General features: G+C 42.1%; 19 protein-coding genes. 10 read left to right on the top strand and 9 right to left on the bottom strand.

The features are described 5' to 3' along the window. Nucleotides 1–77: 77 nt before the first annotated feature. Nucleotides 78–893, bottom strand: a complete 816-nt coding sequence (gene djlA, locus PR809_RS14435) for a co-chaperone DjlA (RefSeq protein WP_102137818.1) — start codon at nucleotides 891–893, stop codon at nucleotides 78–80. A gap of 181 nt (nucleotides 894–1,074) precedes the next feature. Here djlA and lptD point away from each other — a divergent pair, with 181 nt between their 5' ends. The 6 genes from lptD (at nucleotide 1,075) to apaH (ending at nucleotide 7,943) form a co-directional block, all read left to right on the top strand. Continuing rightward, entirely contained in the window at nucleotides 1,075–3,447 is a 2,373-nt protein-coding gene (gene lptD / locus PR809_RS14430) for an LPS assembly protein LptD (protein ID WP_206275847.1), read from the top strand. Nucleotides 3,448–3,615: 168 nt separating this feature from the next. Next, nucleotides 3,616–4,935 carry a peptidylprolyl isomerase SurA gene (gene surA / locus PR809_RS14425; RefSeq protein ID WP_166264427.1) on the top strand — a complete coding sequence of 440 codons (1,320 nt, stop codon included), beginning with the start codon at nucleotides 3,616–3,618 and terminating at the stop codon, nucleotides 4,933–4,935. Further along, nucleotides 4,919–5,911: a 4-hydroxythreonine-4-phosphate dehydrogenase PdxA gene (gene pdxA / locus PR809_RS14420; protein ID WP_102137821.1), complete on the top strand. Its 993-nt coding sequence runs from the start codon at nucleotides 4,919–4,921 to the stop codon at nucleotides 5,909–5,911. Before surA ends, pdxA begins: the two co-directional genes overlap by 17 nt. After that, nucleotides 5,908–6,717 (top strand): 16S rRNA (adenine(1518)-N(6)/adenine(1519)-N(6))-dimethyltransferase RsmA, encoded by an 810-nt coding sequence (rsmA, locus tag PR809_RS14415; RefSeq protein WP_004257672.1) that lies wholly within the window; start codon nucleotides 5,908–5,910, stop codon nucleotides 6,715–6,717. The genes pdxA and rsmA overlap by 4 nt, the downstream gene beginning before the upstream one ends. A gap of 18 nt (nucleotides 6,718–6,735) precedes the next feature. After that, nucleotides 6,736–7,113 carry a Co2+/Mg2+ efflux protein ApaG gene (apaG, locus tag PR809_RS14410; RefSeq protein ID WP_004257676.1) on the top strand — a complete coding sequence of 126 codons (378 nt, stop codon included), beginning with the start codon at nucleotides 6,736–6,738 and terminating at the stop codon, nucleotides 7,111–7,113. A gap of 2 nt (nucleotides 7,114–7,115) precedes the next feature. Then, complete coding sequence (gene apaH / locus PR809_RS14405) at nucleotides 7,116–7,943, top strand: bis(5'-nucleosyl)-tetraphosphatase (symmetrical) ApaH (RefSeq protein WP_195697677.1); 828 nt, start codon at nucleotides 7,116–7,118, stop codon at nucleotides 7,941–7,943. Between the two features lie 74 nt (nucleotides 7,944–8,017). Here apaH and folA read toward each other — a convergent pair whose 3' ends face one another. Continuing rightward, complete coding sequence (gene folA, locus PR809_RS14400; RefSeq protein WP_125890327.1) at nucleotides 8,018–8,512, bottom strand: type 3 dihydrofolate reductase; 495 nt, start codon at nucleotides 8,510–8,512, stop codon at nucleotides 8,018–8,020. 236 nt (nucleotides 8,513–8,748) lie between these two features. Here folA and PR809_RS14395 point away from each other — a divergent pair, with 236 nt between their 5' ends. Further along, nucleotides 8,749–9,363 carry a LysE family translocator gene (locus PR809_RS14395; RefSeq protein ID WP_272524553.1) on the top strand — a complete coding sequence of 205 codons (615 nt, stop codon included), beginning with the start codon at nucleotides 8,749–8,751 and terminating at the stop codon, nucleotides 9,361–9,363. Nucleotides 9,364–9,435: 72 nt separating this feature from the next. Here the strand turns inward: PR809_RS14395 and ftsP are convergent, their stop codons facing one another. From ftsP to nudF, 7 genes are all read right to left on the bottom strand, one after another. Then, the gene (gene ftsP / locus PR809_RS14390; RefSeq protein WP_206275823.1) at nucleotides 9,436–10,851 is read right to left on the bottom strand and encodes a cell division protein FtsP; all 1,416 of its coding nucleotides are present in this window, start codon (nucleotides 10,849–10,851) and stop codon (nucleotides 9,436–9,438) included. A gap of 352 nt (nucleotides 10,852–11,203) precedes the next feature. Further along, nucleotides 11,204–11,938 carry a 1-acylglycerol-3-phosphate O-acyltransferase gene (locus PR809_RS14385; RefSeq protein ID WP_206275822.1) on the bottom strand — a complete coding sequence of 245 codons (735 nt, stop codon included), beginning with the start codon at nucleotides 11,936–11,938 and terminating at the stop codon, nucleotides 11,204–11,206. A gap of 109 nt (nucleotides 11,939–12,047) precedes the next feature. Beyond that, nucleotides 12,048–14,303 (bottom strand): DNA topoisomerase IV subunit A, encoded by a 2,256-nt coding sequence (gene parC / locus PR809_RS14380; RefSeq protein ID WP_102137827.1) that lies wholly within the window; start codon nucleotides 14,301–14,303, stop codon nucleotides 12,048–12,050. Nucleotides 14,304–14,336: 33 nt separating this feature from the next. Next, nucleotides 14,337–16,232: a DNA topoisomerase IV subunit B gene (gene parE / locus PR809_RS14375; RefSeq protein ID WP_102137828.1), complete on the bottom strand. Its 1,896-nt coding sequence runs from the start codon at nucleotides 16,230–16,232 to the stop codon at nucleotides 14,337–14,339. 87 nt (nucleotides 16,233–16,319) lie between these two features. Further along, nucleotides 16,320–16,901 carry an esterase YqiA gene (gene yqiA, locus PR809_RS14370; RefSeq protein ID WP_166264419.1) on the bottom strand — a complete coding sequence of 194 codons (582 nt, stop codon included), beginning with the start codon at nucleotides 16,899–16,901 and terminating at the stop codon, nucleotides 16,320–16,322. 7 nt (nucleotides 16,902–16,908) lie between these two features. Next, nucleotides 16,909–17,748, bottom strand: coding sequence for a 3',5'-cyclic-AMP phosphodiesterase (cpdA, locus tag PR809_RS14365; RefSeq protein ID WP_102137830.1), 840 nt, complete (start codon nucleotides 17,746–17,748; stop codon nucleotides 16,909–16,911). Nucleotides 17,749–17,892: 144 nt separating this feature from the next. After that, complete coding sequence (gene nudF, locus PR809_RS14360; RefSeq protein ID WP_206275821.1) at nucleotides 17,893–18,531, bottom strand: ADP-ribose diphosphatase; 639 nt, start codon at nucleotides 18,529–18,531, stop codon at nucleotides 17,893–17,895. A 305-nt stretch (nucleotides 18,532–18,836) separates the two neighbouring features. On the opposite strand from nudF, the gene tolC reads away from it, so the two are divergent. From tolC to PR809_RS14345, 3 genes are all read left to right on the top strand, one after another. Further along, complete coding sequence (tolC, locus tag PR809_RS14355; protein WP_206275820.1) at nucleotides 18,837–20,225, top strand: outer membrane channel protein TolC; 1,389 nt, start codon at nucleotides 18,837–18,839, stop codon at nucleotides 20,223–20,225. A 399-nt stretch (nucleotides 20,226–20,624) separates the two neighbouring features. Further along, nucleotides 20,625–21,329, top strand: a complete 705-nt coding sequence (locus PR809_RS14350) for a DUF1190 family protein (RefSeq protein ID WP_102137833.1) — start codon at nucleotides 20,625–20,627, stop codon at nucleotides 21,327–21,329. Between the two features lie 6 nt (nucleotides 21,330–21,335). After that, a complete protein-coding gene (locus tag PR809_RS14345; RefSeq protein WP_102137834.1) occupies nucleotides 21,336–22,499 on the top strand; it encodes a glutathionylspermidine synthase family protein in 1,164 nt (387 codons plus the stop codon). The last annotated feature ends 17 nt before the right edge of the window (nucleotides 22,500–22,516 follow it).

Genomic DNA, 22,516 nt, shown 5'->3' with positions numbered 1-22,516 from the left:
AGGAGCATACAGTAGTATGTGACTAGGGTGCGCGAGCGCAGCCAACAAAGCTGCGGCGCGAAATATGACGGGGAAATTTATTTGAAGCCGAGCTCCTTCTTGACTAAGTCATAAGCTGCTTGGATTGATTGCGCTTTCTGCTTCGCAATCTCCATCATCTCTGGCGGTAAACCTTTCGCAACCAGCTTATCTGGGTGATGTTCGCTCATTAATTTACGATAGGCACGCTTAATTTTTGTTGGGTCGTCACTGGGAGACACACCAAGCACTTTACAAGCATCGTCAAGGGTTGGGCCATTCGATTGCTGATAATACCCTCCTGATTGCTGCTGAGAGTAACCTTGGCCAAATTGGCGACCACTTTGGATCATATCCAAGAACTGTTCAAACTGAACTTTAGAAATCCCTAGCTCTTCTGCAATGATAAACAACACTTTTCGTTCGTTCGGGTGTAATTGTCCATCTGCAAAAGCAGCTTGTAATTGAATTTCCAGAAACATCTGAATCAAATCAAAACGGCCATAACAAGCCATTCGTAGTTGTTTTAATACATCTCGTAATGGAAAGTTAGGGGATTTACCTTCTCTAAACGCTTGTTGAGCCGCTTTTCGTGTTTCTCCGTGTAATTGCATTCTGTCCATTAAATTGGTCGCAAGCTGAATATCTGTCTCGGTTACACGGCCTTTGGACTTCGTTAAATGTCCCAAAATTTGGAAAGTACTCGCAAAGAAAATGATTTGGCGATCTCGCTTATTCATTCTCCCTGCAAATTTACGTTGGATCGATGCTTTATCAAAACCATGCCCAATAATTAACCCAATTAGCGCTCCCCAAAAGCCCAATCCAGAGACGATTGCGAGTATAACGCCAATAATTTTGCCCCAATAGTGCATATATCCCTCAATTCTTCAATGCTCAAAATGCAATTTTGCATTATCATACTATTCATTCAGCTCTATGCATAACTACCCGCGCGTAAAGTTTCTTACATTATACTGGCGCAAAGTGGTTGGCTAAGTTAGTCTTTGAGCGTTTGCTGGCGATGCCAATGATGACGGAACCCCATATTTAATGATGAAAAAAAGCTATCCAACACTACTCGCCACCATGGTATGGGCGGCAATTTATAGTCAGCAAGCGCATGCTGACCTTGCACAGCAGTGTATGCTGGGTGTCCCTGTTTACACAAAACCGATTGTAAAAGGTGACCCTAACGACCTGCCGATTCACATTACCGCTGAAGATGTCCGTGGTGAATACCCTAATTTTGTTGAATATGAAGGTAATGTCGATATTCAACAAGGGAACCAAACATTAACCGCTGATAATGTGAAGCTCACCCAAACAGAAACAGCGGGTGAACTCCCTGTGCGCGAAGTCACGGCAACCGGAAATGTTCACTACGATGACCCACAAATTATCTTAAAAGGCCCTTCTGCGTGGTCTAACTTAGATAATAAAAACACGGATGTGAATGATGGTAACTACATGATGGTAGGCCGTCAGGGGCGTGGTGACGCGACGAAAATGAAAATGCGTGGTGAAAACCGTTATTCAATTATGGAAAACGGCACGTTCACGACCTGTTTACCCGGCAATAATAGCTGGAGCGTTGCAGGCTCTGAAGTGATAATCGACCGCGAAGAAGAAGTCGCTGAAATTTGGCATGCACGTTTTAAAGTCGGTGACGTGCCTATTTTCTATAGCCCATATATGCAATTACCAATTGGTAATAAACGTCGTTCCGGTTTCTTAATTCCGACTGGGAGTTATTCAAGTAACGATGGGCTAGAGTTTTCATTACCCTATTATTGGAATATTGCGCCAAATTACGATGCCACGATTACACCTCAATTTATGACCCACCGTGGTGTAAAATTAAATAATGAATTCCGTTACCTCATTGCTCCTGGTACAGGAACCGTGGCCTTTGATTTTCTAAATCATGACCGAGCTTATATCAAAGACAAAGAACGTGGTAAGCGAGAAGATCGTGATAGCGATGACCGCTGGTTATTCTACTGGCGCCATTCTGGGACTTATGCAGGGCACTGGAATTTTAGCTCTGACTATACCAAAGTGAGCGACCCTAGCTATTTTACTGACTTTAGTTCCCAGTACGGTAACACCACTGATGGCTACGCCACGCAAAAATTCAGTGCAGGTTATTCAGATACAAACTGGAATGCGAAAGTCACTCACAAACAATTCCAAATTTTTGCGGATAACCCCAACAAGCGTGCTTATAAAGCAGAGCCACAGGTGGACTTCAATTATTATAAAAATAATTTAGGTGCCTTTGATGTGCATACATACGCACAAGCGGCTCGCTTTACGAGTGTGGGGAAAAATAACCCAGATGCAACTCGCTTACACATTGAGCCTGAAGTGAACCTGCCATTATCTAATGGCTGGGCAAATATGAATAACAGTATCAAACTGTATGCGACGCATTACGACCAAGATATCCCTCGCTCAAATACGGATAAAAGCTTAGAAAAAAATGTGACGCGCGTTCTGCCTATGTTTAAAAGCGATGCAAAAGTTGTCTTCGAACGAGACCTTTTCCAAGGCAGCGATTTCGTTCAAACATTAGAACCACGTGTCCAATATTTGTATATTCCGTATAAAGATCAAGACAATATCAATAACTTTGACTCTTCATTATTGCAGTCAGACTATAGCGGTTTATTCCGTGACCGAATTTACAGTGGCCTTGACCGTATCGCCTCTGCAAACCAGTTCACCACAGGTGTTACAACACGTGTTTATGACGATGCTTTAGCGGAACGCTTTAACTTCTCCGTGGGTCAAATTTATTACTTTGAACGCCCACGTGCAGGTGATTCAAATCGTCCAATTGATGATAAAAGCAACACAGGCTCATTATTGTGGGCCACTGACTCTATGTGGCGAATTGATGATAACTGGGGCTTACGGGGTGGTTTACAATATGACCGCCGCCTCGGTAATGTCACCATGGGGAATGCGGTTGCAGAATACCGTTTAGATGCCGATCGTTTAGTTCAGTTGAACTACCGTTTCGTTGACCGCGATTATATTCAAGCAACCTTCCGTCGTGAAGATACGGCAAACGGAGGCTATACCTATACACTGCCTGAATACCAACGTGGTATTTCACAAGTGGGTACTGTCGTGAGTTGGCCATTAAGCGAACGTTGGGGCTTTGTAGGGTCATATTATTATGATACTAAACAGCAACAACCTGCTAGCCAACTGGTTGGTTTGCAATACAATACTTGTTGCTGGGCAGTCAATCTTGGTTATGAACGTAAGATAGTTGGTTGGCAAAAAGAGAAGTTCAGCAGTGAATATGACAATAAATGGTCAATCAATGTGGAACTTAGAGGCCTAAATAACAATCATAGTTTAGGTAGCCAGAAAATGTTAGAAAGTGGCATTATGCCTTATCAACGCGCTTTCTGATAAAAATAACATAAATTTGCTCTAATAATTCGAGGGCTGTTGGGAGCATACATAAGTATGTGACTAGTGCGAATGAGCGCAGTCAACAACACTGCAACTTGAAGTATGACGAGTAAAAAGAGATTAGCCCGCTTTTGCGGAATCAAAGTCAATATTTATAGGACCATTATGAAGAATTGGAGAACGCTTATTCTGGGACTGATGTTCGCAAGCTCCACTGCTTTGGCTGCGCCTCAGCAAATGGATAAAGTCGCTGCGGTCGTCAATAACGGTGTTGTACTGGAAAGTGACGTCCAGAATATGATCAACACGGTAAAACTGAATGCTCAGAACGCACGTCAACAGGTGCCTGATGATCAAACTCTGCGTCATCAGATCCTTGAGCGTCTCGTTATGGATAACATCATTTTGCAAATGGCTAGCCAAATGCAAATCAATATTCCAGATGAAGCCGTAGATGCAACTATTACTGATATCGCTCGTCAAAACGGTTTAACACTGCAGCAAATGCAACAGCGTTTAACCGCAGATGGCATCAATATGAATCAATATCGTAGCGAAATTCGTAAAGAGATGCTGATTGCTGAAGTGCGTAACAATGAAGTTCGCCGCCGTGTTACCATTTTACCTCAAGAAGTTGATTCGCTTGCTGAACAAATGAGCTCACAAGCAAATTACGAAATGGGCGTTAACCTAAGTCATATCTTGATCCCATTAGCCGAAAATCCAACACAAGAACAGCTAAAAACCGCTGAAGCGTTAGTAAATAAAATTTTAGATGAACTGAAAAAAGGTGGAGATTTTGGTAAATTAGCTATCGCTTATTCCGCAGATCCCCAAGCGCTGAAAGGCGGTAATATGGGTTGGTCACGCCTGCAAGAATTACCAGTTGTCTTTGCTGAACAACTGAAAAATGCGAAAAAAGGCGATATTGCTGGCCCAATTCGCTCCGGTGTCGGCTACCATATTTTACGTGTTAACGATGTCAGTGGTGGCAGCCAACCTATTTCTGTCACAGAAGTGAAAGCGCGCCATATCTTGATTAAGTCATCTCCAATTATGGATGATGCACAAGCAAGACAAAAACTAACTCAAATTGCTCAGGAAATTCGTTCAGGCAAAATCTCATTTGAAGATGCTGCAAAAGAAAATTCTGAAGACCCGGGTAGTGCGTTAAAAGGCGGTGAATTAGGTTGGAATATGCCTGACGTCTATGACCCAGCTTTCCGTGATGCGTTAATGAGATTGAATAAAGGCGAATTAAGCCAACCTGTTCAATCAAATTTTGGTTGGCACTTAATTCAGTTAGAAGACACACGCAACGTTGATAAAACAGACGCGGCACAAAAAGATCAAGCATACCGTTTGCTGTTTAATCGTAAATTTAACGAAGAAGCGCAGAGCTGGATGCAAGAACAACGTGCTTCCGCTTACGTAAAAATGGTTGATGGTCGTGACAGCCAATCTACAGATGAAAAATCAAATTAAGCCTATTGTCATCACTCCCGGTGAACCTGCCGGGATTGGCCCAGACTTACTTATTCAGCTCGCTCAACAGCAATGGCCTGTTGAGCTGGTTGCCTGCGCCGATCCTGACTTATTACGCCAACGTGCCAAAGCACTCAATTTGCCTCTGACATTAATTGAATATTCCCCCAATTCAATTACTGAAGTACAGCCTGCAGGCCACTTATCCGTTCTACCAGTTCAGTTGGCAACGGTGGCAAAAGCAGGTGAACTCAACGTTGATAATGGCCAATATGTTGTGGAGAGCTTAGCAAAAGCTTGTGACGGCTGTTTAAATGGTGAATTTTCAGCGCTTGTAACAGGTCCCGTACATAAAGGGATTATTAATGATGCAGGCATGTCATTCAGTGGCCACACAGAATTCTTTGCACAACGAAGTGGCTGTGAACGCGTTGTTATGATGCTAGCTACCGAAGAACTGCGTGTTGCATTAGCCACAACGCATCTACCACTCAAAGACGTGTCGGCCGCCATCACTCAACAGAGCCTGCATGAAGTCATCACGATTTTACACCATGATTTACAAACAAAATTTGGTATTGAAAAACCAGCCATCTATGTCTGTGGTTTAAATCCGCATGCAGGGGAAGGTGGCCATATGGGTACCGAAGAAATTGATACGATAGAGCCTGCGCTTGAAAGCCTACGAGCAAAAGGGATTAATTTGATTGGGCCGTTACCTGCCGATACCTTATTTCAAGCTAAGTATTTAGACCATGCAGACGCAGTGTTAGCTATGTATCACGATCAGGGCCTTCCTGTGTTAAAATACCAAGGTTTTGGCAGAGCAGTAAATATCACTCTCGGCCTTCCTTTTATCCGTACCTCTGTCGACCATGGCACAGCCCTTGAACTCGCAGGTACGGGTCATGCTGATGCGGGAAGTTTTATCACCGCATTAAAGTTAGCTATCCAAATGACATCTAAGAATACATGAATAATCGAGTCCATCAGGGGCATTTTGCCCGCAAACGCTTCGGGCAGAACTTTTTAACTGACCAATTTATTATCGACAGCATCGTGGATGCTATGAACCCGCTGCCGGGTCAGTCCATTGTAGAAATTGGTCCCGGCTTAGGTGCCTTAACCGAGCCTGTCGGTAGCCGAATCGATAAAATGACTGTCGTTGAACTTGACCGTGACCTTGCAGCACGTTTACACGTTCACCCTCAGCTAAAAGATAAATTAACTATCATTCAGCAAGATGCAATGACAGTGGATTTTGGTGAATTAGCCAAACAAGCAGGCCAACCCCTGCGAGTTTTTGGTAACTTACCTTACAACATCTCCACACCGCTAATGTTTCACTTATTCACATTCACCAATTCTATTTCTGACATGAACTTCATGTTACAAAAAGAAGTGGTGAATCGCCTAGTTGCAGGCCCAGGCAGCAAAGCCTTTGGTCGCTTGAGTGTTATGGCGCAATATTATTGCAACGTGGTGCCGGTATTGGAAGTACCACCGACTGCATTTACACCTGCGCCAAAAGTAGATTCTGCCATTGTTAGGCTGATCCCTCATCGCGAAAATCCATATCCGGTAAAAGATATTAAATTTTTAAGTCGTATTACCACACAAGCTTTCAACCAACGCCGTAAAACGATCCGTAACAGTTTAGGGGATTTATTCAGTGTTGAAGAGCTAACTGAACTGGGTATTGATTTAAGCACCCGAGCAGAAAATATTTCTGTTGAACAATACTGTAAAATGGCAAACTATCTCTCTAACCGTTCAGAATAGTCTGTTGAAGGAGGCACTATGCTTAATGAGCCAAATGTAAGCATCCAAGTTCAGAGTGTCTATATAGAAAGCCAATCTCAACCCGATATTGCGAGATATGTGTTTGCTTACACAATCTGCATTCGTAATTTAGGACGAGAGCCTATCCAACTAATGAGCCGTTATTGGCTCATTACTAACAGTGATGGCCATAAGACCGAAGTTCAAGGTGAAGGCGTCGTGGGTGAACAACCCCTTATTCCACCAGGAAAAGAATACCGTTATACCAGTGGCGCAATCCTTGAAACACCAATGGGTACGATGGAAGGTTATTATGTGATGATAAGCACACAAGGGGATAGTTTCCACGTTGATATCCCAGCTTTTCGTCTTGCTATCCCAACACTGATTAATTAATTATGTCGACATATTTAGTAGGTGATATTCACGGTTGTTATCGTGAGCTCCGTGACTTGATGGAAAGTGTCCATTTTGACCCAACCAAGGACACATTGTGGTTAACAGGCGATCTCATTGCCCGTGGAACTGAATCACTGCAAGTTTTACGCTATGTAAAAAGCCTTGGTTCTGCCGTGCGTTTAGTTCTTGGTAACCATGATCTCCATCTATTAGGGATTTACTGTAAAATCAGTCGTAATAAGCCCAAAGATCACCTCGATGAGTTATTACATGCACCTGATCTTGACGAACTGATCAATTGGTTACGTCGTCAGCCTTTATTACAAATTGATGAAGAAAAAAAGATCTTGATGACTCATGCAGGTATAACGCCACAATGGGATATCGAAACAGCACGCATGTGTGCAAGGGAAGTTGAAGCGGTGCTGTCTAGTGATGCCTATCCATTATTTATCGACTCCATGTATGGCGACATGCCAAACAATTGGTCTGAAAGCTTAATGGGGCTAGCTCGTTTGCGTTTTAGTACTAATGCGTTAACACGTTTGCGCTACTGTTTCCCGAACGGGCAGTTAGATATGATTTGTAAGGAAAACCCTAAAAAGGCCCCTGCTCCGCTAAAACCTTGGTTTGATCTACAAAGTAAAATTCCTGATGACTATTCAGTGTTTTTTGGCCACTGGGCATCGCTCGAAGGAAAATGCACCCCTGATAACGTTTATGCTTTAGATACAGGATGCTGCTGGGGAGGCGATTTAACGCTATTCCATTGGGAAACCAAGCAATATCACCGACAAAAGTCATATCAAAAAAGCCGCAAAGAATAATTTTTTGTATGATTAACCGCAAGTTATAAAAAAAATGGCGCCATTAAGCGCCATTTTTGTATTCAAACCCAAAATTATGCTCTTTTGGTTAGGATCTCAAAACAATAACCATGGGTATTGTTTTCGTCAGCTTCATGGTATTCCGTAAAAATAGAATCCCATTCATCAGGCTCATAAGCTGGAAAATGGGTATCACCGATAACTTCGGCATCTACGTGCGTCAAGTAAAGCTTGTTCGCGAGTGGCAGGAACTGCTGGTAAATTTTACCACCACCAATGACCATAACTTCATCATTACCTTCAACGGCTTGTGCCGCAGCCAACGCTTCTTCAATTGACGTTACCCAAATAACATCAGAATCAGTACCAGGTGCACTGCTTAATACAATATTCACACGTTGTGGTAATGGGCGCCCAATTGATTCATAGGTAACACGGCCCATAATAACCGGTTTATTTAACGTATTTCGTTTGAACCACGCGAGATCCCCCGGCAAATTCCAAGGCATCGCTTTTTCCATGCCGATAACCTGATCGATCGCCATTGCTGCGATTAAGCTAATATTCATCTATTCACCTTAGAAACAAGATATAAAAATTGAGCACACTATACGGAAAGAGAATTGTTTCGTCGACTAAATTTAAGCTTCCTTAAACAGCTTTGAATCACTTATACTCGAATTGATAAACTTACGACGAAAAATAACATTTAAAAACAAAATGAACCCTCTGATATCAGCCTAAATGTAAGTATTTAGCAGGTCATTTTTATTTGCCAACATTGAACGGGAAAAGAGATTATAACATGTACGAAACGAGTATTATGGTTGCTACCATCGCTGCACTCGGTATGCTCTCTCCAGGGCCTGATTTCTTTTTGATTGTCAAAAATGCTGCGCGCTATCAGCGCTCTGCTGCATTGATGAGCGCGTGTGGTGTGATAGTTGCTATTGCACTGCATATGTCCTACTGCGTTGCAGGCCTAGCCGTTTTGATTACCACCACGCCTTGGCTATTTAATATTTTAAAATATGCAGGTGCGGCCTATTTGGTTTGGATCGGTATTAAAAGTTTACTCCCACAATCAAGCAATTTGGTTGACTTAGCAACGGGTAAACATGAAGTAGTTTCGTTTAAAAAAGCCTTTATGCAAGGTTTTCTCTGTAATGTATTAAATCCCAAAGCCACTCTGTTCTTTTTAGCGGTCTTTACCCAAGTGCTAGACATTAATTCTACTGTTGGTGAGAAGCTGTGGTTTGCCTTTATTATTTGGGGTTTAGCCGTTATCTATTGGCCTATTTTAGTTTTCTTAATCCAAAGCGCTCCTGTAAGAAAAGGCCTAGCAAAAGTGCAAAAATATGTTGATAAGGTTCTCGGGGTGGTATTAATCGCTTTCGGTATTCGAGTCGCGCTGAGCTAACCTTATTCTCTCTCATCAAAAAAGCAGGCTAAACGCCTGCTTTTTGAATATTCAATATTGTTATAATGCCTATTATTGCATGGTGTCTTGCGGTGCAACCACCATTTGCCCTGCCGAGCCTAAATCCGCCTTCTCTAAATTATGGCTATAGAATAAGAATGGGAAATGGTTATAGGACGGTTGCATCATTTGTACTAATAATTCAACTCTACTATCAACCCATACCGTATCTTTCCAACCATAATCTTCTGCCGGCGTTGGCTTGCCATTGCGATTTAGTACCTTAAAACGCACACCTTCAATATGAAACGCCTGCGGTTCATTCGTCGTCACAGCCCAACGCTCCCAATTGCCTTGGCGACTTGAGAAATCAACCCTGTTTGTATCAATGGTCGCATTGTTAATACCATAACCATCATTAAGGTGAATATTGCGTTGTGTAATACTGGATGTGACTTGTGTTTTATCTTCAACTAACTGCGTTGGTAAGCCATCTGTTACTAATGACATCAAACCTGTCGCTTTGATAGTTAATACATTAGTTGAAATTAAATTATTCGATGGCTCGAATAACCCTTTCAAACGGTCCATAAAGGTAGCTGACTCACCCGCAGTAATCGTTAATTCCTGCGTTTTCGCCATATCAATCAAGACTTCTCGCCGTTCACCGGGCGCTAATGGTAGTTCTTGAACACTCACAGGGACGGTTAGCAAACCTTGGTCAGATGCAATTAACGAGAATGGGCGACCATCACTGATTTTCATCACATAATGACGGGAGTTCGATGCATTTAATAACCGTAAACGAACCCACCCTCGAGAAACCTCAACATAAGGATCTTGCACGCCGTTAACCAGTAATGTATCGCCTAAAAAGCCATTTTCATCTGCTTTATATTCTGGAACACCAAAATTATCTAAACGCTTATCTTGAATAATGATAGGAAAATCATCAACACCATAGTGTTTCGGTAAGCGCAAATTTTTCGTCACGTCATCTTCAATGATCCACATACCCAATAAACCATTGTAGACTTGTTCACCCATTTTTCCTTGGGTATTGGCATGATACCAAAGCGTTGCCGCATTTTGGCGAATTGGGATCACCGGAGACCAATCTGCATTAGGTGAGATTAACCTTGCAGCGCCGCCAATTTGTGTACCGGGTATTTGCAACCCACTGATTGTCATTGAAACCGCTTCAGGTAAGCGATTACTATAGATAAGCTTAATATCATCGCCATTTTTTACTTTGACAGTCGGCCCAGGAGAAGAACCATTAACCCCCCAAATATCGGCTGAATATTTTCCATCAAAAGACCAATGAATTTTTTGTAAAGTTAAAAATAATGGCTGTCCCGACCGTGATTCTAATAACGGTGGCACAGGTAAAGCTGTCGCCCCTTCTGCACTTGCATAAATAGGCGCATAGGACATACATAGAGCCATCCCTGCCGCTATCAGGGTTTGGCATCGATTGAATGACATAAATTCTCCGCTAAACAAAATTCCAGCGCATTTTATTATTTAATATTATAAATTTTCAGCCAATGAGATGGCTAATTTCAGTTTGGCGCTAGTAATATAACTACTTAGATGCAACAATTTAAGGCCATAATAATTTGTGAGCCATGATATCGCGAAAAAAGGTTAAATTCTAAAAATATCTAGCAAATGTGTAAAAATATAATTAATAAGATTATAAATAGTAGGGGTAAGTAATTAAAAAAGGAAATAAGTCAGGTAGGAAACAATAAAGTCAATTTATGCTATGTTAAATCTAAAAAAATAGGCAATATTCACATATTGCCCATTATTAAAGTAAATTCAATCGATTAGGCTATTTACCTTGTTTTGCCATCTCTTCAACCTCAAGATCGAGCGCTTTAATTTTTGCTTCCATTAAAGCATGACAATACTCAGATAATTCCCTAACTTGCTCACGGCTATAAAGCGATGTATCGATAGGGTCTAGCATTTCAATAATAACGGTACCATTATTCCAACGGTTTAGCTTAATTTTACCTTGTGTACTCGAAACGCAAACAGGCACAATCGGTACCCCTGCGGCGATCGCGGCATGAAACGCACCCGTTTTAAATGGCAGCAAACCACGGCCACGACTGCGAGTCCCTTCAGGGAACATCCATACCGAAATTTTACGTTTTTTAATCTGGTCAGCAACTTGCGTAATTGTGTTATGGGCTTTAGAGCGATTAGCGCGGTCGATTAAAATATTACCTGTGATCCAATACAAAAAGCCAAAAAAAGGTATATAAACCAAGCTTTTTTTACCCACAGTCACCGTTCTTGGTAACACCCCATTTGACATGGTCACCATATCGTAATTGTTTTGGTGATTACCAATATAAATACTCGGGCCATAGCTCTTCGCTTTCTCAGGTACGCGATTTATGACGTTAATCCCAAAAACGACTGATAACCGCCCGAACATGTGACCAAATGTCATTACGTGTTTTGGGTTGCGTGGGCTAAATAGGCAGTAAATCCCGCCCCCTACACACACCGCAATCGTATAAATAATAACAATGATCGCTCTAATAAGCGCTAACATACTAACCCCAAATTGTAAGAAGCTTTTCAGCCCCATGATGAATATTATCTACTTATAAACCTTTTGAAGTTCATACTAAAAAAGGTTTATAAGGTTTGTTCTTTGTTAATTATTTAGACTCTACTGGCTCAATATCAATACGCTCAATATTGTGCATTCCGCGCGGTAACGACGTCCCTTTACGACCTCGTTCTGAGCGGTATTTTTGCAAGTCTTCTGCTTTAAACTTCAGCTTCCGCTTACCAAAATGCAAGGTCATTGATGCCCCCACAGGCAAAATCATCAACCAAGTCAATAAATCATCGCCAGTTGCCGCTTGCGCACCGGCAATATTGATAATTTTATTCCCTTTACCTTTCGAAAGCTGAGGTAGATCTGCCACAGGGAATATTAACATACGCCCTGCTTTGGTAATTGCCAACAGCAAATCTTCTTGCTCATTATGCAACTCAATTGGCGCCAATACTTTTGCATTTTCAGGTAAAGAAATTAAGGCTTTACCTGTTTTATTTTTAGTGACTAAATCATTGAAGGTACAAATAAAACCGTAACCTGCATCCGAAGCCATTAAATATTTTTGTTCGTCAGGCGCCATTAACACATGTTCAATGGTTGCGCCAGGTGGCAAGGTTAACTTACCGGTTAAAGGCTCACCCTGACTGCGTGCAGATGGCAACTCCAGCGGGTCAACAGAATAACTGCGCCCTGTGGTATCAAGGAACACGGCTGCTTGATTTGACTTGCCTCGCGCTGCCCCTTTAAAGCCATCTCCCGCTTTATAGTTCAGGTTAGTCGGCTCGATATCATGCCCTTTAGCACTACGCACCCACCCCATATCAGAAAGCACAACGGTAATCGGTTCTGATGGTAAAATCTCATGTTCGCTCATGGCTTTCGCTTCTTCGCGTTCATGCAATGGGGAGCGACGGTCATCACCGTAATCTTTGGCGTCGGCTTGAATCTCTTTTTTAATCAACGTATTTAAACGTCTTTCAGACCCAAGGATCGCTTGTAATTCATCACGCTCTTTGGCTAATTCATCTTGCTCGCCACGAATTTTCATTTCTTCAAGCTTGGCTAAATGGCGTAATTTTAGCTCTAAAATAGCTTCAGCTTGGGTATCACTGATACTAAAACGTGACATTAAAACCGCTTTCGGTTCATCTTCTGTACGAATAATTTCAATGACTTCATCAATATTCAGGTAGGCGATTAATAAACCATCTAAAATATGTAAGCGTCTTAATACTTTTTCTAACCGATGATTTAAGCGGTTACGCACAGTTTGGCGACGGTAAGCAATCCACTCATTTAAGATCTCAACAAGCCCTTTCACCGCAGGTCGGTTATCTAAACCAATCATATTAAGATTAACGCGGTAACTACGCTCTAAATCCGTTGTCGCAAATAAGTGTGTCATGACTTGTTCAAGATCAACACGATTACTGCGCGGAACAATCACTAAACGAGTTGGGTTTTCGTGGTTTGATTCATCACGTAAATCTTCAACCATCGGCAATTTTTTTGCACGCATTTGGCTGGCAATTTGTTCCAGTACTTTTGCACCTGAAACTTGATGAGGTAATGCCGTGATCACCGCATTACCATCTTCTTTTTCCCACACCGCACGCATTCGTACAGAACCGCGTCCATTTTGATAAATCTTACGGATATCATCACGGGAAGAAATAATTTCTGCTTCCGTTGGGAAATCAGGTCCCGGCACAAATGCCATGATGTCATCAAGATTTAGCGTAGGTTTATCCAACAAGGCAACCAACGCTTGAGCCACTTCTCGGGCGTTATGTGGTGGAATATCTGTCGCCATCCCAACGGCAATACCTGTTGTACCGTTTAACAGAATATTCGGCAAACGCGCAGGCAACATTTTTGGCTCGTTTAGCGTACCATCAAAGTTTGGTACCCAATCGACGGTGCCATGACCAAGTTCGCTGAGTAAAACTTCAGCGTATTTGGATAGTCGTGATTCGGTATAACGCATTGCTGCGAATGATTTAGGGTCATCGGGTGCCCCCCAGTTTCCCTGCCCATCCACCAGCGGATAGCGGTAAGAAAATGGCTGTGCCATCAATACCATCGCTTCATAACAAGCGATATCACCGTGTGGATGGTATTTACCTAACACATCACCCACAGTTCTGGCTGATTTTTTATATTTCGCAGTGTTGCTTAAGCCAAGTTCTGACATTGCATACACAATACGGCGCTGAACAGGTTTAAGCCCATCGCCAATAAATGGTAATGCCCTATCCATGATGACGTACATCGAATAGTTCAGATAGGCATTTTCAGTGAAGGCGTGTAGCGGTAAACGCTCTACACCATCATGAGTAATTTCACTCATTCAATTCGTTCCTTTCTCATCGCAATTCGGATATTAGACATCAATTTCAGCCATATCGCCTTTCTCTTGCAGCCAATTACGGCGGTCTTCCGAGCGTTTTTTCGCCAGAAGCATGTCCATCACAGCAAGAGTTTGTTGGTAGTTTTCATCATCGATAATTAGCTGTACAAGACGACGAGTATTTGGATCTAATGTGGTTTCACGTAATTGCAGTGGGTTCATTTCCCCCAGCCCTTTAAATCGCTGAACATTGGGTTTACCTCGCTTGCGGCTAAGGCGGTCAAGTACAGCATTTTTTTCGCTTTCATCAAGGGCGTAAAACGTTTCTTTGCCTAAATCGATACGATATAGCGGTGGCATTGCCATATAGACATGCCCTGCTTTAACCAGTGTTGGGAAATGACGGACAAATAGCGCACATAGCAATGTAGCAATGTGTAAGCCATCGGAGTCCGCATCCGCAAGTATGCAAATTTTCCCATAGCGTAATTGGCTAAGGTCTTCGCTATCAGGGTCTATTCCAATAGCCACAGAGATATCATGCACCTCTTGGGAAGCTAAAACCTCATCGGAAGACACTTCCCATGTATTGAGGATTTTACCGCGCAACGGCATGATAGCTTGATATTCACGGTCACGCGCTTGTTTTGCAGACCCGCCAGCGGAGTCCCCTTCAACAAGAAACAGCTCCGTCATACTTAGATCTTGCGAGCTACAATCGGCCAATTTACCCGGCAATGCAGGTCCACTGGTGAGTTTTTTACGCACCACTTTTTTCGCTGCACGCATTCGACGTTGTGCGCTAGAAATGGCCATTTCTGCAAGCTGTTCAGCCACTTGCACGTTTTGATTAAGCCATAAACTGAAGGCATCTTTTACCACGCCCGAAACAAATGCGGCACATTGACGAGAAGATAGGCGCTCTTTGGTTTGCCCGGCAAATTGTGGATCTTGCATTTTAACAGAAAGCACATAGGTACAGCGCTCCCAAATATCATCCGCTGAGAGCTTAACACCGCGAGGCAATATATTGCGGAACTCGCAAAACTCACGCATAGCATCAAGCAACCCTTGGCGAAGCCCATTAACATGGGTTCCACCTTGTGCTGTAGGGATAAGGTTAACGTAGCTTTCCGTGAGTAATTCACCACCTTCAGGCAACCAAAGCAGTGCCCATTGAGCGGCTTCCGTTTCCCCAGAAAATTCACCTGTAAACGGTTTTGGTGGCAACGCCTCAAGGCCGTCAATTGACTCCATGAGGTAATCGGTCAACCCATCACTGTAACACCAACTTTGTTCTGTATTGTTGAGCTTATCCTTAAACGTGATTTTCACGCCAGGGCATAAAACAGCTTTGGCTTTTAAGTTATGAGTTAAACGTGTTACTGAAAATCTTGGGCTATCAAAATAGCTGCCATCCGGCCAAAAATGCACGCTAGTCCCTGTGTTACGTTTGCCACAAGTCCCTATGACATGTAAATCTTCCACCTTATCGCCGTTCTCAAAGGCAATTTGATACACTTGGCTATCACGACGAACAGTAACTTCAATACGTTTTGATAACGCATTGACGACAGAAATCCCGACACCATGCAAACCACCTGAGAATTGGTAGTTTTTATTGGAGAATTTTCCCCCTGCATGTAGTTGCCCCAAAATCAGTTCAACCGCTGACACTTTCATTTCAGGGTGGATATCGACAGGCATACCGCGCCCATCATCGATGACTTCAAGGGATTGATCGTCATGTAAAATAACCTCGATGTGGCTCGCGTGCCCCGCAAGCGCTTCATCGACGCTATTATCAATTACTTCTTGAGCCAAATGGTTCGGTCGACTGGTGTCGGTATACATCCCCGGACGACGGCGAACAGGCTCTAAACCACTGAGGACTTCAATGGCCTCTGCGTTATAACTAGATTGAGTCATGTTGTCATTCTGCGGTAATAGGTGATTAATTGAACTATTCAATCAGTGAGTTACTGTTGATAATAACAGTGTTCATACGTTTTGACACTATTTCTCTGCCAATTGTAGGAAATCAACAATTTGAGAAAAGTAAGATTCAAAACCAATAAAGGCATGATTACCGTCAGGTTCCACAGTTTGTTTGCACTTTGAAAGATAGGCAACAGCCTCTCGATAATCAAGTACTTCATCGCCCATTTGTTGTAACAACCAAATAAGATGAGGGGAAGTTAATCTCTCAATGTATAAAGATTTTAGCTCATGGATATGCTTTTCTTCCAACACATATTGTGCATGAGTATATGGGTTTGTATTGTCGCCTAAGTAATCTTGCAGTAAATCAAAAGGACGCACTGCGGGGTTTACGACGACAGCAGGAAGCTGATAACGTTCTGAAAACCAAAGCGAAAAATAACCACCGAGTGAAGAGCCGACTAGCCCCATTTTTTCATGCTGATGCTGTTGGATAATATCATCCAACATGGCTTGAGCTTGCTGAGGGTAATTTGGCAATTGCGGTACAAGCATATTAATATGCGGATAATTCGCATCAATCCATTGCTTTAAATTATTAGCTTTAGCGGATTGAGGTGAACTATTAAAACCATGAATATAAAGTAAAGTAGACATAAGCGAATTAATAACCGTCAGAGTCAAGATCAGGGCTAAACTCCCTTGTATCTAAACGGTGAACGCGAGTTGTAATATGCCTTTGGTTTTGTTCATTAATACTTAATTCTAAATATCGCCAACCTGGCGCGACGGTGTCTAGCGCAAAATTAGTACAGTGAGGCTTAAACTGCACACAGGTAGAAGGCGTTGCTAACAACCGAATACCGTGCCAATTTTCATCCATTTCTTGATGAATATGGCCACATAGCATCGCTTTAACATTTGAATAGTTTTTTAAGTAGTCAGCTAAAATATGTGAATTTCTCAAGCTGTGCTGATCAAGCCAAGTACAACCCGAAGCTAGAGGGTGGTGATGCAGCATAATCAATGTAGTACGCTCAGGTTCAGCATCTAAGCTGGCTTTCATCCATTCCAATTGTTGTTCAGAAAGCTCGCCATGAGGTACATCTTGAAGTTGGCTATCAAGCATCAAGATTTGCCATTCATCGCCAATCAAAATTTGTTTAGCACTTGAAATCCCAGCGACTCGGAGTGTTTCTACCATCGCAGGCGGGTAGTCATGATTACCAGGAAGCCATACACAAGGAGCAGGGATACGCGCAATGCCATCCGCAAAATGCTGATAAGCTTGTGGTGATTGGTCTTGAACTAAATCCCCTGTCGCAACAATTAAGTCAATTGGGAGATTTTCCTCAGTGATAGCATCAAGTACCGCCTGATAGCTTTTGTAAGTATTTACCCCTAAAAGCGTATTTTCTGTATTAGCGAAAAGATGCGTATCAGTAACCTGTAAAATTCTCACAATTTTAGAGTTCTTTGCAGTCACTTCAAGCTGGCTGTCCAAAAGTATTCCTTTTCCTTAAATATTATTTAGTACCTAATCTATTCATTACAACTATATAAAAGCTAAACACACTTACAACTATCTTAAAACTTTACTTTCTAACTTTCTGCTAATCAGCACACACTTCACCAGATTAATCGGTATTTAAAACGATTTCATCCACTTTTCATGTAGTTTCTGATAGTGAAGTTGTAACCATTGAATCGCTATCACGGTTGCCGCATTATCAATTGTGCCATCTTCAACCCATTGATAAGCTTGTTCTCGGCTAACCACATGTACACGAATATCTTCATTTTCTGACGCGAGACCATGCACACCTTCCGCTTGGCTGCTATCGGCTTCACCGATAAATACATGCATGCGCTCAGTTGTCCCGCCAGGGCTAGAAAGATAACTTAGCGCTTTTTCAGTGCGGCCAATAATCAGCCCGGCTTCCTCAACGGCTTCACGGCGAATAACTTCTTCGGGTGATTCGTTCTGCTCTATCATTCCCGCAACGGCTTCGAGCAACCAAGGTGTTTCACTCGTTTCGATTGCAGGTAACCTAATTTGTTCAATCAAAACAACACTATCAGCTTTCGGATCATAGGGTAAAACCACGCCTGCATGGCCCCGTTCAAAAACTTCACGGCGAATTTCTTTACTCCATCCGCCCGCGAAGAGGCGATGACGAAATTGATATTCAACCATTTGAAAAAAACCATTAAATAATTTACGCTTGGATATAATTTCAACATCATTTTTGCCGTATTTAATTGGCTGCTCTATTTGTTTTGTCATTTCATTCTCCAAACTCAATTATTCCATCTTAAGGAAATAATTGTGGATTAAAACAGTTTTTGAGGTTTTTTAACCTTAGATGAGGTAATGTTTAATAAATTGAGACAAAATGGCACAAAAGGCTACCGTTAATAGAAGTGATACTCTGTTACAATAAGCGCCATTATTCAAATCAAAGAGCAACATAGTGTCTGTTTTTAATAACTGTCTCTAAAACGGATAATTTAATATCTATCGCCTAGTTAGGCATGGTACGTTTTAGGCAACAGACTCAACTTAATTTGCTGTTTAATCAAGGAATCAAAATGAAGAAACTGCTTCCCCTTTTAATTTCGATGAGTTTTGTGGGTCTCAGTACCAATAGCTTTGCAGAAGATTTACTACAGGTTTACCAAAAATCCAAAGAAAGTAACCCTGAATTAAGAAAATCATTAGCTGAACGTAATCAAGCTTTTGAAAAAATTAATGAATCTCGCAGCCCATTATTGCCACAATTAGGTTTAGGTGCAGGCGCTAGCTACGGCAGTGGTTACCGTGACGCAAGAAACACTGAAAGCACAGGTTTAAATGCTTCATTGAAACTGACCCAAGTTGTGTTTGATATGTCGAAATGGCGTCAATTAACTATCCAAGAAAAAACTGCGGGTATTTCTGATGTCACGTATCAAACAAGTCAACAGCAATTAATTTTAAATACTGCAACTGCGTATTTTAACGTCTTAAAAGCGATTGACGCGTTATCTTATATTGAAGCAAATAAAGAAGCGGTTTATCGCCAATTAGACCAAGTTACACAACGTTTTAACGTGGGTCTTGTTGCCATTACCGACGTGCAAAACGCCCGTGCAAACTATGATAGCGTTATTGCACAAGAAGTTGCAGGCCGTAACGAGTTAGAAAATGCGATTGAAAAACTGCGTCAAGTCAGTGGCGTGTACTACAGCCAACTCGCCTCTTTAAATATTGACCGCTTTAAAACTAATGAACTGGGCGATATCAACGCTATCCTAAAAGAAGCCGAAGAGCGTAACCTCAGCCTGTTAAGCGCACGTTTAGCGCAAGATGTTTCTCGTGAAAACATCCGTTTAGCAGAAACAGGCCACATGCCAACAGTTAACTTAGATGCATCAACATCAGTCACAAATAGTTACCAACATGGCAGCGGTTATAACACGCCATATGGCGGTAGTGCGAGCAACAGCTATAACGGCCAAAATAGCATTGGCTTAAATTTAAGCATTCCACTGTATACTGGTGGCGCAGTCAGTTCTCAGGTTGAACAAGCACAATATGGTTTCCAAGGTGCTAGTGAACAACTTGAAAGCGTTTACCGCAATGTGATTCAGTTAGTTCGCTCATCATTTAATAACGTATCATCGTCAATCAGTAGTATTAATGCTTACAAACAAGTCGTTGTTTCCGCACAAAGCTCATTAGATGCGATGGAAGCCGGCTATCAAGTAGGGACACGTACCATTGTTGACGTATTGACAGCAACAACAGCGCTATACCAAGCGAAACAAAATCTGTCTAATGCGCGTTACGACTACATGATTAACCAACTGAATATTGAATTTGCTCGTGGTACATTAAACGAAGACGATATTGCACGCCTAAATGCGAATTTAGGTAAAGAGATTTCAACCTCTGCAAGTAGTATTATTCGTAGTACCAATGCACCAAAAATGAACTAAAATTCTTAGTTTATTTGAAAATGATATAATGGCCCGCTTACATAGCGGGTTATTTTTTGAAGGAAGCCAAGTAAATCGTTTAGAATTGCTAATTTGTACTAATTGGCCCGCTTACAACCCCTTTTCATTAGCCTATGGTACAAATTCAGTGAATTCTCACTCTGTTCACTACGTTTTAGATCAAAAAACAACCTGCAGCTAATTTATTGATATAAAATAAAAATATTATTTTACTCTTCAATAAATACCCGGCTAATTAGAAAAAAATAGCAGAAAGTTATCAAAATGATAAATTCAGCTCATTTCTCCTATATTTCTGCTTTAATTTTCAGCGGTTATCCCCTATCCTAGAGCTAACATCTAAAAACATCTTACTTAATTAAATTCAGGGTAATTACCATGACCATGAAGCGTACCAAAGATATTAATCAGAGCGCCTTCCGTAAGTCTTGGCGTTCATACCGTTTAGCGCCTGTGGCTGTTGCGGTCAGTGCCGTATTTATGCTTTCCGCTTGTGAAGAAAGCGATGAAACTGTATCACTGTACACCAACGCGCAAGATTGTAGCCAAGCGAACCCATCACAAGCCGAACAGTGCACCGTCGCTTACAATAATGCACTACAAGAAGCTGCTAAAACTGCACCTAAATATGAAACTCAGGCTGACTGTATTGCTGAGTTTGGTGAATCTATGTGTACTCAAGCCCCTGCTCAAGCGGGTCTTGCAGGCACTAGCTCAACAAATGGTGAACAAACTGCTCAAGCACAAAGCAGTGGCGGTAGTATGTGGATGCCATTAATGATGGGTTATATGATGGGCCGTATGATGGGTGGTAGCGCTGCATCACAACCATTATTCAGCTCGAAAAACCCAGCGAGCCCAGCCAACGGTAAGTTTGTTGACGCTTCAGGTAAAAGCTATGGCCCTGCCGTTGCAGGTGGGCGTTCAATGAGCGTACCAAAAACCGCCATGGCACCTAAACCACCAACAACTTCAACCGTGACTCGTGGCGGTTTTGGTGACACCGTCAATAAACAAGCGATGGCACAACGTTCATCTTCTTCTGCAAAATCAACTTCTTCTTCCCGTTCGATGGGTGGTTGATAAGTAATGAAACGAGTTCCTATAGTAGAGCGCCCAAACTGGCGCGAGAAAGCCTCTGAGTTTGGCTTTGAATTTCATACTATGTATGGTGAGCCTTACTGGTCAGAAGACGCGTATTACCAATTCACGATGGCACAAATTGAAGAGATCGAAGATGCAACCGAACAGTTGCATCAAATGTGCCTAAAAGTGGTTGAACGTGTTGTTGAAAGCGATGAGTTAATGGCGCGTTTTCAGATCCCTAAACATTGTTGGGAATTTGTTCGCAGTTCATGGAAAAGCGAGCAACCTTCGTTATATTCTAGGCTTGACCTTGCTTACGATGGTATTAACCCACCTAAGCTTTTAGAAAATAACGCGGATACTCCAACTTCATTATATGAATCTGCATTTTTCCAATGGATCTGGTTAGAAGATCAAATTGAAGCAGGGAAATTACCTGAAAATGCTGATCAGTTTAATAGTATTCAAGAGCAATTGATCGAGCGCTTTACGCAATTAAAAGATCAGTATGGTTTTCGCTTGTTACATATGTCTTGTTGCCGTGACACAGAAGAAGATCGCGGTACCGTTCAGTATTTACAAGATTGCGCCAATGAAGCGGGTATTGCTACTGAATTCTTATATATCGACGAAATTGGTCTAGGTGAAAAAGGTGAGTTTTCGGATACACAAGATCAGGTGATTAGTAACCTGTTCAAACTATATCCGTGGGAATTTATGCTAAGAGAAATTTTCTCAACTAAATTGCAAGACGCTGGCGTGCGCTGGTTAGAGCCTGCATGGAAGAGCATCATTTCTAACAAGGCCTTATTGCCAATGTTATGGGAAATGTTCCCTGATCACCCAAATTTACTACCTGCTTATTTCGCAGATGGCAAAACCCAGCCAGAACTCGAAAAATACGTCATTAAGCCACTATTTTCTCGTGAAGGTGCCAATATCCGTATTATCGAAAATGGCAAGGAAATTGCAGCCGCAGACGGCCCATACGGCGAAGAAGGTATGATTATTCAACAGTTCCACCCACTTCCACAATTTGAAGGTAGCTACACCTTAGTCGGAAGCTGGTTGGTGAATGATCAACCAGCGGGGATCTGTATTCGTGAAGATAAAGAACTGATCACTCAAGACTTATCACGCTTTTATCCACATACGATCATCGATTAATCGTATTTAAAATTAAA

The organism is Providencia sp. PROV201 (genome assembly GCF_028479545.1).
In the GTDB taxonomy this organism is placed as follows: domain Bacteria; phylum Pseudomonadota; class Gammaproteobacteria; order Enterobacterales; family Enterobacteriaceae; genus Providencia; species Providencia huaxiensis.
The sequence above is the reverse complement of the archived record's forward strand: the minus strand, read 5'-3'. Positions and strand labels throughout refer to the sequence as shown.